A 15,270-nucleotide genomic window follows, 5' to 3' on the forward strand; every position below is an offset into this window, starting at 1 on the left:
GCACATTGGCCACTCTCCCTGGTCAACCCAGCCTGCTTTCACAAGCTCCCGCCTTTAGGCGGGGGTAGTTGACGCGGAAGCAAGGCCGGGTTTGGTTGTAAGTCCTTGCCACGTGAAACGAATCCGCTGCAAAGGCCCCGGGATTCGGTTAGGCTATCAGAGTGTCAGTTAGGCCGACGAAATACCACGCAGGTGCTTGGGTTCCCGACTGATTGCCGGAGCGCTCCGCCATGACTTCAGCTGTTGCCTTCTATGAAGCCCTGACCTCAGCGCCGGATGACCGGACTCGCGCGCGGATCATTGCCGAGGCGTTCGAGCGTCTTGAGGATCGTTATCCACACCTCCCCGATCTGGCAACGCAGGCCCATCTGCGCGAGACCGAGTTGCGGCTACAAAAGGAGATCGAGCAGATCCGCGCCGATCTGAAGCTCGATATTGAGCAGTTGCGCACTGAGACGGTGCGGATCAAGTCGGACTTGCTGAAGTGGCTGGTGCCGCTGCTGCTCGGTCAGGTGGCGCTGATCGTAGCGTTGATGAAGTTGCTTTAGCAAGGGGCGTGATGGAGGGCGCGCAGGGGAAGGGCTTGAGCGTCTGCGTCTCTTTTATTAGAATAAATCTCGAAAGTATTCTCGTGACACTCGCTTCCGCGGGTGTGGTGCTGCATGCAGTTCGGCGGGATGTTAGGTTTTGATGAGTCCGACCGTATGGTTGGCGGAGCAACTAACGGAGAGCGCTTGTAATGGGTGACCAACAAGGCAGCAGTGGCAGCAGTGGTAAGTGTCCGGTTATGCACGGCGGCAATACCGCCTCAGGCAACTCCAATATGGAGTGGTGGCCGCACACCCTCAACCTCGACATCCTCCATCAGCACGATACCAAGACCGACCCGCTGGGGGCGGCGTTTGACTACCGCGAGGCGCTGAAGAGTCTCGACGTCGCCGCGCTCAAGCAGGATCTGCAGGAGTTGATGACCGACAGCCAGCCGTGGTGGCCGGCGGACTGGGGCCACTACGGTGGACTCATGATCCGCATGGCTTGGCACGCCGCCGGCACCTATCGCGTGGCGGATGGGCGCGGCGGGGCCAATACCGGCAATCAGCGCTTTGCGCCGATCAATAGCTGGCCGGATAACGCCAACCTCGATAAGGCGCGGCGGTTGCTCTGGCCGATCAAGAAGAAGTACGGCAACCAGGTCAGCTGGGCCGATCTGATCATTCTCGCCGGCAACGTGGCCTACGAGTCGATGGGGCTGAAGACCTTCGGCTTCTCCTTCGGCCGCGAGGATATCTGGCATCCGGAGAAGGATATCTACTGGGGCTCGGAGAAGGAGTGGCTGTCGCCCAGCGACAATCCCGAGAGCCGCTACGCAAGTGACCGCGAATCCCTCGAGAATCCGCTGGCGGCCGTCATGATGGGGCTGATCTACGTCAACCCGGAGGGGGTCGACGGCAACCCCGATCCGCTCCAGACCGCCAAAGACATGCGGGTCACCTTCGAGCGCATGGCAATGAACGACGAGGAGACCGTTGCCCTGACTGCCGGCGGCCACACCGTCGGTAAGTGTCACGGCAACGGTGATGCCGCCGACCTCGGCCCCGAGCCGGAGGCGGCACCGCTTGAGGAGCAGGGCTTAGGTTGGAACAACCAGGTCGGGCGAGGGATTGGCCGCGATACGGTCACCAGCGGCATTGAAGGCGCGTGGACGACCTATCCGACGCGCTGGGACAATGGCTATTTCCAACTGCTGCTCAACTACGACTGGGAGCTCAAGAAGAGCCCCGCCGGGGCGTGGCAGTACGAGCCGGTCGGCATCAAGGAGGAGGATAAGCCGGTCGATGTCGAAGACCCGTCGGTTCGCCTCAATCCCATCATGACCGACGCCGATATGGCGCTGAAGATCGACCCGGAGTACCGCAAGATCTCCGAGCGCTTCTACAACGACCCGGCCTACTTCGATGAGGTCTTCGCCCGCGCTTGGTTCAAGCTGACCCACCGCGATCTCGGGCCGCGCTCGCGCTACTTCGGCCCCGAAGTGCCGAGCGAGGAGCTGCTCTGGCAAGACCCGGTCCCGCGCGGTAAGAGCGACTACAACGTCGATGCGGTCAAGGCGAAGATCGTCGCCAGCGGGCTCTCGATCGGTGAGATGGTGGCGACTGCGTGGGACAGTGCGCGCACCTTCCGCGGCTCCGATATGCGCGGTGGCGCCAACGGTGCCCGGATTCGCTTAGCCCCGCAAAGGGAGTGGGAGGGCAATGAGCCGGAGCGCTTGGAAAAGGTACTGGGTGTGCTGGAAGGCATCGCCGCCGAGACCGGGGCCAGTGTTGCCGATGTGATCGTGCTGGCCGGCAACGTCGGTATTGAGCAGGCGGCCGCGGCAGCCGGCTACGCCGTTCAGGTGCCCTTTGCGCCGGGGCGCGGTGATGCTACGACTGAGATGACCGATGTCGACTCCTTCCAGTACCTCGAGCCGGTGGCCGACGGCTACCGCAACTGGCTCAAAAAGCACTACGTGGTTCAGCCCGAGGAGCTGTTGCTCGATCGCACGCAGCTGCTCGGTTTGACCGCCCCCGAGATGACGGTGCTGATCGGCGGTATGCGCGTCTTGGGCACCAACCACGGCGGGACTCAACACGGTGTTTTGACCGACCGTGAAGGGCAGTTGACCAACGACTTCTTCGTCAATCTGACCGATATGCGCTACACCTGGCGGCCCGTAGCCGAAAATCTCTATGAGATTCAAGAGCGCGAGACCGGGCAGACGAAGTGGACCGCAACCCGTGTCGACTTGGTCTTCGGCTCGAACTCGATCCTACGTGCCTATGCCGAGTTCTACGCCCAGGACGATAACCGGGAGCGGTTCGTCAACGATTTCATCGCGGCGTGGAACAAGGTGATGAACGCCGATCGGTTCGATCTGGGCTGAGCGGTCCTGAGCGGTCCGGCCTAGGCTGGATCGCTCGATGAAGCGGTGGGGGCGGGCCGGCGAGTGGTGGGCAAGCGCATCACGAAGTCCTTGCCCGCCATTTTTTTTGCTTTTTCAGCCGGTGTCGCAGCTGCCGGTGCTGCTTATCGGTGAGTCAGCCCGCGTCCCGTGTGCTCGGCAATTTTATCCACAGAACCTGTGGATAACTCTGTGGAAGAACCTTGGGTAGTTGTGCCGAGGCCGCGCCAGCTGCGACTTTTGACGCACTGGTTAAAGGTTGCCCGCTAGGCATGCCTCTTTGTATTTCAGTCGGTTATGAATGGCCTTGTGCGATCAATGGGTTGCTGAGCTGGATCGGCAGGCAGCGCTATTGTCAACAGCGCGCTGTGGATAAGAAAACTCTCTCGGCATATGGATTAGTGCCCGCTTATCGGTATCATGGTGCCGGTGTGGTGGTATCTATCTGCCCCGGAGCGCAGTGTCCTGGAGCGCTGCGTACCGGATCGGCGGAGCAAAAAAAACAGCGTCCACTGGAGCGGACTGAAGAGGGAAAGCGGAGCTTTGTAATGCTGGAGAACGAAACCGTCTTGGTGGTCGACGACTCATCGACTGCACGACGCATCACCTCGGACATGCTGCGCCGCTATCTCAAGTGCCGCAAGCTCTTTGAGGCGCACGATGGCAGCTCAGCCCTAAAGGTGCTTGAGCAGTACAGTGCGGAGATCGGTTGGGTCTTTTGCGACTGGGAGATGCCCCCGCCGACCGGGGATGAACTGCTGCACAAGATCCGTGCGACCCCGGAGTGGGAGCAGCTTCGCTTTGTCATGGTGACTAGCCGCGCCGATCGTGAGTCGCTGCTTGCGGCAGTCGAGGCCGGGGTCGATGCTTATATCGTTAAGCCGTTTACCACCAAGACGGTCATCGCGGCGATTCAGCGAGTCATGCAGCGCGCTGAACGGCGGCGGGCCGATCGCCTTCAGCCGCTGGAAAAGATCGCTGTCACCGTCGAGCCGGAGGGTGGTGGCGATGGGGGCGGTTTCACCGGGCGTTTGGTCGATATCTCGGCGACGGGGGCACGCATCCGTACCGAGTCTTCGATGGGGCGTGGCCTACTCTGGGTTTACGATAACGTGGGGGTGCGAATCGAGTCTCCACAGGGCGAAGAGGGCGGGCGCGAGGGAAAGACACAGGTACAGGAGCTGCGCCTGCCCTGCGAAGTCGTACGCATCGAAGCCGAGCGGTCGCAGCGACGCGGAGGTGCAGGCAAGCGTGATACCGTCGATATCGCGGTCCACTTTGCCGAAACCCTCGACAGTGCGCTGCAAGGCCAGCTCTACGCCTTAATCCAGCGCTTTGTTCAGCAGAGCACGGTGCCCAACGAATAGCGGTAGCGAAGCCGACAAAGCCCCTGCCCAAGCGGTACCGACTGCAGGCAGGGGCCGTCGATTGACCAGCTAACGGAAGATATCTTGAGTGATGGCGGCGTACCACGCCGGAGCGAAGTCGGCCTCGCGGAGCCGGAAGTCGCGCGAGGCCCCTTCAGGACTGAGTCCGCCCGCGCCCTCAACGGAGCGGATCTCGCCCTCCTCGTACTTATAGACGGCCGCAACCGTGACGCCCCAGTCGGGGGCGAGCAAGCTGTAGCAGGTGTTGACCTTGGTCGGTTCCGGCAGTTCGTGCCCTCGCAGCTCAGCGAGGATTGCTACGGCCACCACCTTTGCCTGGTTATTGGCGGCGTGTCCGGACTTCGGCATGGCGCCGACAACGGCGGCATCGCCGAGGACGTGGACATCTGGGTGCTTGTCCGAGGCGAAGGTGAGCTGATTGATCGAGCACCAGCCGTCGTCGTCGGTTAAGCCCATCTGCTGTGCCACACGCCCGGCCCGCTGTGGCGGGATGACGTTGAGTACATCGGCGCGGTGGGCTTGGGCGCCACCGTCGGTATAGACTTTGCACTCGGCCACGGAGACGTGATCCAAGGCGCCCCCCGCGGATGCCGGCACCCACTCGATCATATCGCCGTAAAGCGCCTCCCACCCCTCCTTAAACAGCCCCTGCTTGGAGAAGCCATCCTTATCGTCCAAGATCAGCACCTTCGAGCGCGGCTTGTGCTCTTTGAGGTAGTGGGCCACCAGGCTTGCTCGCTCGTAGGGGCCAGGCGGGCAGCGAAAGGGGTTGGGCGGGGCGCACATGATAAAGGTACCGCCGTCTTTCATCTCTAGCAGCTGGGAGCGGAGTACGGCGTACTGCTTACCGCCCTCCCAAGCGTGCGGGATTGCTTCGGCATCGCTCGCCCCCATGCCCTCGACGCGCGAGTAGTCGAGTTCGATTCCGGGGGCGAGCACCAGCTTCTCGTAGGGGAGTGAGCCGTTCTCTTCGGTGATGAGGCGACGGCCGTCGGCATCGAGATCGATGGCGCGATCGTGCACCACTCGCACGCCATAGCGCGAGGTGAGGGTCCGGTAGTCGTGGCGCAGGGTCTCTAGTTCGCGGAAGCCGCCCAAGTACCAATTGCCGCCGAAGCAAGTGTAGTAGGAGCGCTTCGGCTCAACGAGCGTAACATCCAGGTTAGGCTCGAAATACTTTAGATATTTAGCGGCCGTTGCGCCCCCGGGACCACCGCCGACAACGACGACTCGGGCGCCGCTGCTCTCCGGGCTTGGACGTGGCGAGGTTGGGGCGCAGCCGCTTAGGGCCGCTGCCGCGCTGACTCCGCTGGCCCCGACGAGGCCGATGAACTGCCGCCGTGTCAGTCGATCAATCTTCATCGGACACCTCGCCTTCCCAATCCATCGTGCTTAGAAACTCGGCGATCGCCTCAAAATCCTCCTGCGAATAGCCGGCAGCGTGCCGGTCCATGACCGTCGGCTCGCCGTGACCATCGCGAAAATCCTCAAGCATCCGCACCATCTGCTCGGGGCTGAAGCCGCTGATTGGCGGCATGCTCTTAATGCCCTGACCCGTGCGGTCGTGGCAGGAGAAACAGCTGTAAGCGATCATCTTAGCGCGCGAGATCGGCTGCGGATCGTCACCCGCCGCGCGATCAGTCGCCGAATGGGTCCCGTCGGCGTGACCAGTTGGGCCATCTCCAACACCATCTGCTAGGGCGTTGCCGATGCTAAGAGAAACGACCCCGGCTAGCAGCATCACTCCGCACAAGAGCGCACCGGATCGGGGCACGCCGAATCGGAACGATTTAGCGCCATGCGCTCCGCCGTGCTCTGCCGCCTCTCTCTTTTTGATTCTCCTGATGCCCATTGGTTGATCCCCCCTAAGCGTAACCGCGTCCAAGCAAGAGCAGTGGATTTGACTTTTATCACAATTGCTCGGCCGAGCCAACCTGTCCGAAAGGGGTAGCGCCGCGGTCTAAGCTACTCCTCCCAGCCCGCTCGTGTTGCCGGCTCCTGCGGCGGCGGCGGCGGTGCTTCAAATGGTGTCAGCGCCAGAAAAGTCTCTAAGTGGCGCTGCGCTAACGCCTCATGGCCGAAGTGGTGGAGGACGCTGTAGTGGTAAAAGTGGCGCCCGGCGCGAATATAGTCGTGGGCCGCTGGTGGAATCGCCCGTAAATAGGGGTCGTGGGCTGTCGGTACGGCTTCGGCCAGGGCCTCATAGAAGTGCCCAAGGGCTGGGCCGACCAGCCAGCCGAGTTCACCGGCTTGGACCCGGCGCTGGGTGTGCGGCGCCTGGAACTCGATCACCGGGCGGTTCAGGGTGTTGATCGGGTAGTCATCAAATAGATCGCTCCCTGAGATTTGCCCGACGTACATGCGCAGCGATGCGGCGAGCAGCAGCTCCTCGGGGAGGCTCGGATTGCCGGCCAGTATACGGCCGTGGCGGATCAGGCTCTGGGGGTCGAGTACGGTATCGGCCGTGGTCCCGATCAGCGCCACGATCGAGCCCGTAGCAAAGAGGTCGCCGCGCCACGCCACCACTTGCTCAAAGACCTCATCCATGGTGCGAGCGATCGAGCCAAATTCGCGGTCGGTCAGCTGATAGAGGGGGAGCCACTGGACAAAGAGTCCGCCAGGGGCGAGCCGCTGGCGTCCCACTTCGTAGTGCTCACGGGTATAGAGATTGCCGGTGCCGGCCTTCCACGGCGTGAAGAGATCGCTGATGATGACGTCGTACGCCTGGTCACTGTGGCGCAGGCAGTGGTGTCCATCGTGGGCGCGCACCGTAACGCGCGGATCGTCGAACAGCCCCTCGTTCCACTCGCCGAAGTGACGCTCGGCGAAATCGACGACCTCCGGCAGCAGCTCACAGACCTCGACCTGCTCAACGCTGGGAAAGCGCAGCGCCGTGCCCGCCGTGATGCCGGTCCCGAGCCCGAGATAGAAGATGCGACGCGGCTCCGGGTGGGCCATGAGCGGGATTAAGGTTTGGTTGCGCTCGGCATCCAGGCCGCCGCTACCGCCCAAGGTGTAGTAGTTGTTCACGCGCAGCAGGCGGTGTTGATCGCGGGCAACCAGCGCCACCGTGGCGTGGGTGCCCTCGCGCACCTCCAACAGACGCTCGCCCGCCGCCTCGTCGACCCGGGCAATCTGTAGTGCCTCCGGGCGCAGTGCGCCGAGCAGCAACGTGGCGGCTGCGAGCAGTGCTGCGCTCGCGTAGCCGAAGTGGCGGGTGGTGCGGACCGGTTCACTGGCTAACACGAGTACGGCGAGGAGCGGATAGGTCACTGCTAACAGCAGCAGGCTGATGGTCGCGCCGAAGAGCGGCAACAGAACAAAGCCGGCCAGGAGTGCACCGCCAATGGCACCACCGGTGTTGGCTGCTACCAGACGCCCTAAGACCTCGCCCGGCTGGGGATTGGCGGCTTCGACCAGGCGCAGCAGGTAGGGCAGGACGGCGCCGAGGAGCACGCCCGGCAGCACCATCACACCGACAGCGAGAGCCGAGACGGCCGCCAGATAGTCGTACCATCCGGTGCCGCTGCCGACGTAGGCAAAGCCGCCGGTGGCGGTGTGGAAGGCCCACGGCGAGAGCGCGACCACCAGCGCCGCGGACAGCAGCAAGAGCAGCAGGATGTGCTGCGGGGCCGGGCGGCGCAGCCGCACCAAAAGGTTGGCGAGTAGCGAGCCGCACGCCAAGGCCAGCAGAAAAGCAACCAGAACGATGGCGTAGGTATAGACCGAATTCTGCAGCACCTGAGCAAAGAGGCGGGTCCATAGCACCTCGACACCGAGGGTGGCGATGCCGGAACCGGCGGCGATCATCCAGATCAGGTGCCACGGCAAGGGGAGCGCAGCGGCAGCGTCCTCGCCAGGCGCGCCGCGGCGCGCGCGATCGCGTTGGCGTTTTTGACTGCTACGACTGCCATGATTGCTGCCATGGCTGCTGCTGTGGCGGCGTGCGGCGGGCTCGGCAGCTGCGGTAGGACGCTCTACCGTCTCGTCTTTAAGAGAGGGGGCGAGGACTCCGCCGTGCAGACGGCGGGCGATCAGAAGGGCGGCCAAACCGACCGTCAGATCGATGGCGATGGCCAATCCATAGGTGCCGCTGTAGCCGAGCCAGATCGGCAAGAAGAAGCCGGCTGCGAGCGCTCCGGTCACCGAGCCGAAGGTGTTGATGGCGTAGAGGGCGGTGCCCATCGTCGCGAGACGCTGTCCGCCGACAACCAGCGCCTGTCCCATCAACGGCAGCGTACCGCCCATCAAGAACGCCGGCGGGAAGAGCAGCAGGGTGGCCAACCCGACGCGCAGCAGCAGCTCGCCGCCCGGTAACGCGGCCACTCCGTCGGACAGTAGTGGGTAGAGGGTGTGGTAAGGCTCGCCGAGAAAGAGCCCGCCGCCGGCGGTCACCGCAACCGCAATCTCGACGCCGCCAAAGGCCGCCAGTGCTGAGCGCAACCGCGGTGCTAAGCGCCCCCAAAACCAGCCACCCAGCGCCAGCCCAGAGAAGAAGACGGCGATGGTGAGTGCGGCAGCCTGGGCGGTGTTGCCGAAGAGCAAGCCGAGTTCGCGAACCCAGACCACCTGATAGACCAAGGCGGCAAAGCCGGAGAGGAAAAAGAGCGCAACGGCGGTGATACGGATTCGCTCAGGATTCATGGGGTGCTCGAAAAAACCGATGGGTGAGCCTAGCGGCGCTATTGCACAGTGGTTGTGCTACTTCGTCAAGATCAGTCGCCCCTGCCGCGTCCGCTGTAGTCGGTACTCCTCTTGGCCGTGTTCAATGATCACCTGTCGGGCGTCACCGAAAAGGTCGCGACTGTTTAGGCGCACACTCCCAGCGCCCCGCGGCTTTGCAGCTAGCACAGCGCCCTGATTGTTGTCGCTGCCGCTGCGCAGCGCGGTTGCGTTTGATCTTGCTCCCTCTTCGCCTTCGTCCACCACCGAACACCCCCCGATCTTCGCTTCGCAGTTGCCGATTTTCGCGCTCACTGTTGCAGTCACGGTTGCGAGCGACACCACGTGTCGCCGAATCACTGGCGCAGTGCGCGACCGAGGATGCAACCTGATAGCATGTGCGCTTAGTAGAGGCAATGATAATGGTTATCGTTTTATAGTCAATCACCACTCGGGCTCGGGGAGCCCCCGGCTTTAGCCGTGGAGAGGAAGTCAAGCCATCTAAAAGCGGTAGCGCAGTCGTGCGTAGAGGTTTGAATCTTCAGTAAACTGTCCGAAGAAAGTATGAGCGTGGTCGCCACCGAAAAAGTTGCCGCCCAGCGAGTAGGTTAGGGCGTCCGAGGCGCGGTAGCGCAGGCTCGGGCGCAGGTAGTAGTCGTTATCGCTCGGCGAGTAGAAGGTAAAGAGCGAGGCAGTTAAATTGTCGCGCCACATCGAGTAGGTCAGGCGAGCGGTCAGCAGGTGGCGGAACTCATCAGGGCGGTAGTCGTCCTCCTGGGCGTTATCCAAGTTCTCATCTCCCTGCCACGCGGCCTTCAATTCGTCGTACTCTTGCAGCCACTCTACGTAGTACTGAAGCCCGACATCGAGGTGGGTGATTGCCTCCCAGGTGTAGCCGAGCAGCAGCCGCGCCTCTGAGTTCGGTGCACGCTGCGGGGCGCTGCTGTCGTAGTCGACCGAGTGGTAGTAGCCGATCTCGGCGTTGACAATCCCCGGGCCGAGGCGATCGCGTAGGCTGGCGCCGAAGGCGTTCAGCCGGCCGTGAGTCAACCGATCCGCCTCTGTTACGCTGCCGGGTTGCGGGAAGAAGCCGCGGTAGAAGTAACCAGCGAGCTCGGTGCCGCCGATGCGGGTGCGCAGCTGCGCGGCGAGTTCACCGTCGTTGGGAAAGTCGTCGGGCTCCTCGGCGCGGAGGCGGTCGACGACCTGTTCGCCGGAGCGAGGGTTGAAGTAGCTCAGCCGCTCGCCCTCCGGGTAGGTATCCGGTGCAAAGAGCGGCGTCCAGACCAGATCGAGCGTGACTTGCTCGCCGTACCAGGTGCCGCGTACGGCATCGGAGGGGCCTTGCAAATAGTCCTCGTCGCGCCCGGTCAAGAACGACTGAAAGTCTTTCGGGAAGAGGTCGTTGATAAAGAGCAGATCACCCGTGCCCCAGGCGAGGACCTGGCGGCCGAGGCGCATATCGAGGCGCTCGCCGACCGGGAAGCTGAGTCGGGCCTCACGCAGCTCGCCGCGCAGCTCGTCGGTGACCCCATCGGCTACGGCGTCGGCACGCACCCGGTAGTCGAAGCGGCGCCAGTCGCCTCTTGCCTCCAGGCGCAAGCGCGCCTCGGCTAAGTGATATCGTTTATCGAAGAGCTCGTGATCGCGCGTCCGGTAGCCGCCGGCCAGCTCGGCGAAGCCGCTGAGCTCAAAGGGCAGCCCGCCCGCCTCCTCATCGCCCCACGGGTCGTCATCCCAGCCGTTATCCTCCCAATCGTTGTCCCAACCATTGTTCCCGTCGTCCCCGCCGTTCGCTCCCCACTCGGCGTGTGTCGCCGGGGCGGCCGCAACGGCTACCCCGGTAACCATTCCAGCAGCGAGCAGGAGGGCAGCACGGAGCTGCCGCTGCGGTCGCTCTCCCGTACCTGCTGCCATGGCGCTACCTCCCCAGCCATTCGCGCGGTGGATTGCGCAGGCTGCGCTGCGAAAAGACGCTCGCCGGGATGCCCAGATCGTACTCTTGGCCACGGAACTGCACCTCGGTGTAGCCGCCCATGTTGTGGTCCTCCATGCGCATGCGCAGCGGGGTCGGGTGGCCGTCGATGATCTCCACCTGGGAGCTCTCCATGCGCCGGTAGACGCTGCCGGCTGCATCCTCGTACTCGGTGGTCATGGGCAGGTAGGTCTCACGATCGACCCACATCGTATAGGCGGCGAACTCGACACTGCCGGGCTCTTTCGGGGTCGCCCGAATCTTATAGCGGTCGTCGGTGACCTCAAGCAGTTCGTACTCATCATCTTGAATGTCACGCCCCGAGACGTCTTCGTAAAAGACGTGGGAGCCGACGAAGCTGGTGCGCTTATCGCCGGGGGCGATGCGCCGCTCTAAGTCTTGATCCGGCAGGTAGAGCCAGCGGTCGTCATCGTCGCCGGGGCGCTTTTCGACCAAGAAGGCAACGCCGCGGAACTCCGAGGGGCGGCTGAAGACGACTAGGTAGTGCTGCTTGCCGCCCTCTTCGACGTCTTTGCGTAGGATCGTAAACTGCCGTGTCTGGGTGCGCTCGCGCGCATCGACGATGCGCATCCGCGCCTCGGAGCGACCATCCGCGCCGGCGTAGTAGGCGGCGAGGTTGGCCCGTTCGACGATCTCCATCACATCGCGGTCGTGGTTCGGCTCGTGATTGTGGTCGCTGGCCGTAGCCGTCGCGGTAGCCGTCGCAGCCGCCAGCGCGAGGGTCAGCGACAGCGACACCCAAGGTGTTTTGGTCTCGTGTGCCATCTTAATCGTCTCCTGTGTCTGCCTGAACGTCTTGGCTGTGCTCAGCTATGACCGCTCAGCGATTAGAGGTTGGAACCGGCTGCACTGCGACCCGCCCCGGTCTCCTTTCCGGCCTCTCCCCCGGTCTCCTTGAGAAAGAGGCCGGGGCGCAGTGCGATCAGCGCTGGCAGGGCCAGCAGGGTGACCAGCGCCGAGGCGGCCATGATGCTGGCCAGGAAGGTGCCGACGGTGATGTACGGCACCAGCGGTGCGGCGAGCAGCGGCAGGAAGCCGACCGCAATGACGATGGCGTTGCGCGAGATGGCGCAGGCTGGTTCACGATAGACTTGCTCCAGTGCTGTGCGCCACGATCCAGTCTCCTCCAGGGCCATACGCAGCCGCTGAATGAAGTGGATGGCGAAATCGACCGACAGGCCGATGGAGAGCGATGAGAGCACCGCCACCGGCATATCGTAGTCCTTGCCGATCAACCCCATCACCCCGTAGATGAAGGCGATCGTCACCGTCAGCGGCAGCATCGCCAGCAGCCCGAGGGTCAGCGAACGGAACAGCGCGATCATCATGATCAGCACCACTACGAAGGCAGAGAGCAGGGCGAAGAGCATGCCGTTGACCATCTCCCCCTGCCAGATCAGGTTGATGTAGGTCGCGCCCGCCCAGTCGAGCTCGACATTCTCGGGGGGCGGATGATCGACCAGGTAGCGCTCCACGGCGGCGACGACCCGGCTCATATCTTGATTGTCGCCGCTTGGCAGCTGCAGCCAGAGGTTGGCCTCGGTGTAGTCTGGCGTGACGAAGCGCCACAGATCGTGCGGCCGGTGTGAGCCCTGGAAGCTTAGCAGCGCTTGCGAGACGCCGCCGGATCGCTCCGGGAGTCTAAAGTCGGCCGGATCACCGCTGATCAGCTCGCGGTTGACGGTCTTGACCAGATCGGCCAGTGACGACGACTTGCCGACCACCCCTTGCTCCTCAAGGTAGCGCTGCAGATCGGCCATCCAGGCCAAGTAGCGCGGCTCTTGGAAGGCGCGGGTCTCGGTGCGGGCGGCCTCGACCGCATCGAGCAGCGCCTCCCAGTGCTCGGCTTGATCGAGATCGACCTCGAAGAGCAGATCGTCGATCTCAATCGCCAACGCCTCCAGGCGATCGCCGAGCGGGCCCTCGCCACGGCTCTGTTCCCACAACTCCTCCCACTGCGGGGCGAGATCGTGTCCGGCCTCTGCAGCCTCAGCAACGATCTCATCGGTGGTGGTGCGAAGCTCTTCGGCCACCTCCTCAAGCCCGGTCCGCTGCAGTCGGATATAGGCCTCGTAGGTGCCGGCAAAGCGCTCGTTGAGGACGGCATCGGCGATGCGAATGTCGTGACTCGCCTTGAACCAGCGGGTCGGGTTGTCGTTAATCTGGATCTGGTTAATGCCGAAGGCCGCAACAGCGACCAGGAGCACCAGCGCGCTGACGATCCAGCCCCGCCGGCGGACGGCGAACCGACCGGTCGCCCCCAGCGCGGTACACATCTTCGAGCTCTGTTCGCTCGCCTGATCTTGGCGGACGCGGGCTGCCATCCGATCGAGGTTACGGCGCGACAGAGAGCCGACGTAGGCCGGTATGAAGGTCAGGGTGAGCAGTAGCGCCAGCAAGACGCCGAAGGAGATAAAGGCGCCGAAGACCTGCACCGGCGGAATCGGGGTGAAGATCAGCGAGGCGAAGCCGACGCCGGTCGTCAACCCGGTAAAGAGCACCGGCTTATAGAGGCGTTGCATCACCTCACCCATGACAGCACGCGGATCGTCGCCGGGGCGGTAGCGGTCGGCGAAGTTCGACAGCACGTGGACCGAGGCCACGACCGCGATCGGCATCAGGAAGATGGGGATCATCGAGCTCATGATGTGGACCGTAAAGCCGGTCCCGATGAGCAGCCCCATGGTCGAGATCACGACCGTCATCGCCAGCAGCATGGGGGCGATGACCAGCGCGATGTTGCGGAAGAAGTAGAGCATCACCAGGAAGATGATCAGCCCAGCCAAGGGGGCCGAGACGGCCATCTGCTGGAACATCTCGACCCCGAAGGTGTCCTGGGCGACCGGCTGACCGGTGATGTGCAGCTCGTCAGTGACGCCGATCTCGGCCGCCGCCGCGCGGATCTCACCGGCGATGCGGTGGCTGTAGTCCTTGCTGGCGATCGGTACGAAGATACCGGCTGCGGTGCCGTCCTCAGAGGCGAGGGTGCCTTGATACATCGGGAGGCGTTCGACGGCGGCGCGAATCCGGTCGGCCTCTTCCTGGCTCTGCGGCGGGGCGCCGATCAGCCAGTCGTAGTCGATCGTCCCGGGGGCCGATTGCTCGACGTTATCGACCGCCGCCATGGCGAGTAGATCGCGGGCGATGACGCCGTCGATCTGTTCGATGGCGCGTGTTAAGTGGTAGTGGTCGGCGAGGGAGTCCGGGTTAAAGATTCCGTCAGGGTGGTCGCGGTTGACCTGGCCGACGACGACCATCTCGTTGAGATTGAACTGCTCCCGGATCTCGTTGTGGAGCACCCGATCGGCTTGATCGGCCGGCAGCATGTTTTCCGGGTCGGTATCGATCTGGATGCGCGGGATCAGCGCTCCGAGCGCCACCACCAACAGCAGCATGGCGGCGAAGATCGAGCGGCGATGATCGATGCACCAGAGTGCAAGCGGTCCCCCCATGAGGTGTTCCCCTTTGTCTGGACATTGTATTCAATTGTAATGATACATCATGGCGGGCGTTTGGCAAGTGCTCGCGTGCAATGATCAGAGGACTCCCGCTGCGCGCGTGTAACGCTTGGGCTGAGCGCTGCTTTCCGGTAGCATCCCGTCCCAACGCTTCCCCCTCTCTGTGAATCCGCTAATCCGCGAATCTGCGAAGGAAGACATATGGCCAGTTATAGCACCAACGAGTTTAAGGGCGGGCTGAAATTGATGCTCGACGGTGATCCCTACTCGATCATCGAGAACGAGTTTGTGAAACCGGGCAAGGGACAGGCCTTCAATCGCGTCAAGCTGCGCAACCTTAAGACCAACCGCGTCGTCGAAAAGACCTTTAAGTCGGGGGAGAGTGTCGAGGCCGCTGACGTGGTCGAGACCGATCTACAGTATCTCTACAACGACGGCGAGTTCTGGTACTTCATGGACCCGACCACCTTCGAGCAGAAGGCCGCTCCACAGCGCGCCGTCGGCGATGCAGCCAATTGGATCAAGGAGCAGGATGTCTGTACCGTAGTGCTGTGGAATGACGAACCGTTGCAGGTCGAGGCGCCGAACTTTGCCGATCTGAAGGTGGTGGAGACCGACCCTGGAGTGCGCGGCGATACCAGCGGCGGCGGCAGTAAGCCGGCGAAGCTGGAGACCGGGGCGACGGTGCGGGTGCCGCTCTTTATCGAGGAGGGTGAGGTGCTGCGCATCGACACCCGCAAGGGCGAGTACGTCAGCCGCTCTAAGGAGTGAGGGTGCGGTGCGTCTGTGCCCGAGCGGTTTGCAGCTGTGCTATTCGCACCGTTT

Annotated in this window: 11 protein-coding genes; 4 read left to right on the forward strand and 7 right to left on the reverse strand. The window is 63.2% G+C overall.

All coding sequences use genetic code 11. From position 1 onward, the window contains the following. The first annotated feature begins 230 nt into the window (after positions 1–230). The 3 genes from CKO15_RS00900 (at position 231) to CKO15_RS00910 (ending at position 4,308) form a co-directional block, all read left to right on the forward strand. Complete coding sequence (locus CKO15_RS00900) at positions 231–548, forward strand: DUF1640 domain-containing protein (RefSeq protein ID WP_200191555.1); 318 nt, start codon at positions 231–233, stop codon at positions 546–548. A 191-nt stretch (positions 549–739) separates the two neighbouring features. Beyond that, entirely contained in the window at positions 740–2,923 is a 2,184-nt protein-coding gene (katG, locus tag CKO15_RS00905) for a catalase/peroxidase HPI (protein WP_200191558.1), read from the forward strand. A gap of 566 nt (positions 2,924–3,489) precedes the next feature. Further along, positions 3,490–4,308 (forward strand): response regulator, encoded by an 819-nt coding sequence (locus tag CKO15_RS00910; RefSeq protein WP_200191560.1) that lies wholly within the window; start codon positions 3,490–3,492, stop codon positions 4,306–4,308. Positions 4,309–4,377: 69 nt separating this feature from the next. On the opposite strand, the gene CKO15_RS00915 is transcribed toward CKO15_RS00910, so the two are convergent. From CKO15_RS00915 to CKO15_RS00945, 7 genes are all read right to left on the reverse strand, one after another. Beyond that, positions 4,378–5,685 (reverse strand): FCSD flavin-binding domain-containing protein, encoded by a 1,308-nt coding sequence (locus CKO15_RS00915; RefSeq protein WP_200191640.1) that lies wholly within the window; start codon positions 5,683–5,685, stop codon positions 4,378–4,380. After that, positions 5,681–6,070, reverse strand: a complete 390-nt coding sequence (locus tag CKO15_RS00920; RefSeq protein ID WP_200191562.1) for a c-type cytochrome — start codon at positions 6,068–6,070, stop codon at positions 5,681–5,683. The genes CKO15_RS00915 and CKO15_RS00920 overlap by 5 nt, the downstream gene beginning before the upstream one ends. Before the next feature lie 224 nt (positions 6,071–6,294). Further along, a complete protein-coding gene (locus CKO15_RS00925) occupies positions 6,295–8,973 on the reverse strand; it encodes a fused MFS/spermidine synthase (RefSeq protein ID WP_200191564.1) in 2,679 nt (892 codons plus the stop codon). 57 nt (positions 8,974–9,030) lie between these two features. Further along, on the reverse strand, positions 9,031–9,306 hold the full coding sequence (gene hemP / locus CKO15_RS14630; protein ID WP_420842105.1) for a hemin uptake protein HemP: 276 nt from the start codon (positions 9,304–9,306) through the stop codon (positions 9,031–9,033). A 186-nt stretch (positions 9,307–9,492) separates the two neighbouring features. Continuing rightward, positions 9,493–10,908 carry a DUF1302 family protein gene (locus CKO15_RS00935; protein ID WP_200191566.1) on the reverse strand — a complete coding sequence of 472 codons (1,416 nt, stop codon included), beginning with the start codon at positions 10,906–10,908 and terminating at the stop codon, positions 9,493–9,495. 4 nt (positions 10,909–10,912) lie between these two features. Continuing rightward, positions 10,913–11,752, reverse strand: a complete 840-nt coding sequence (locus CKO15_RS00940; RefSeq protein ID WP_200191568.1) for an outer membrane lipoprotein-sorting protein — start codon at positions 11,750–11,752, stop codon at positions 10,913–10,915. Between the two features lie 62 nt (positions 11,753–11,814). Beyond that, on the reverse strand, positions 11,815–14,439 hold the full coding sequence (locus CKO15_RS00945) for an efflux RND transporter permease subunit (RefSeq protein ID WP_200191570.1): 2,625 nt from the start codon (positions 14,437–14,439) through the stop codon (positions 11,815–11,817). 207 nt (positions 14,440–14,646) lie between these two features. Between CKO15_RS00945 and efp the strand changes: the two genes are divergently transcribed. Then, positions 14,647–15,216, forward strand: a complete 570-nt coding sequence (gene efp, locus CKO15_RS00950; protein WP_200191572.1) for an elongation factor P — start codon at positions 14,647–14,649, stop codon at positions 15,214–15,216. Positions 15,217–15,270 lie beyond the last annotated feature (54 nt).

The organism is Halorhodospira abdelmalekii (assembly GCF_016583625.1).
Lineage (GTDB): Bacteria > Pseudomonadota > Gammaproteobacteria > Nitrococcales > Halorhodospiraceae > Halorhodospira > Halorhodospira abdelmalekii.

Bases quoted from the DNA above. Each gene is read 5' to 3' on its own strand.
- CKO15_RS00900 (WP_200191555.1), top strand. From the start codon at position 231: ATGACTTCAGCTGTTGCCTTCTATGAAGCCCTGACCTCAGCGCCGGAT.
- katG (WP_200191558.1), top strand. From the start codon at position 740: ATGGGTGACCAACAAGGCAGCAGTGGCAGCAGTGGTAAGTGTCCGGTT.
- CKO15_RS00910 (WP_200191560.1), top strand. From the start codon at position 3,490: ATGCTGGAGAACGAAACCGTCTTGGTGGTCGACGACTCATCGACTGCA.
- CKO15_RS00920 (WP_200191562.1), bottom strand. From the start codon at position 6,070: ATGCTGCTAGCCGGGGTCGTTTCTCTTAGCATCGGCAACGCCCTAGCA.
- CKO15_RS00925 (WP_200191564.1), bottom strand. From the start codon at position 8,973: ATGAATCCTGAGCGAATCCGTATCACCGCCGTTGCGCTCTTTTTCCTC.
- CKO15_RS00935 (WP_200191566.1), bottom strand. From the start codon at position 10,908: ATGGCAGCAGGTACGGGAGAGCGACCGCAGCGGCAGCTCCGTGCTGCC.
- CKO15_RS00940 (WP_200191568.1), bottom strand. From the start codon at position 11,752: ATGGCACACGAGACCAAAACACCTTGGGTGTCGCTGTCGCTGACCCTC.
- CKO15_RS00945 (WP_200191570.1), bottom strand. From the start codon at position 14,439: ATGGGGGGACCGCTTGCACTCTGGTGCATCGATCATCGCCGCTCGATC.
- efp (WP_200191572.1), top strand. From the start codon at position 14,647: ATGGCCAGTTATAGCACCAACGAGTTTAAGGGCGGGCTGAAATTGATG.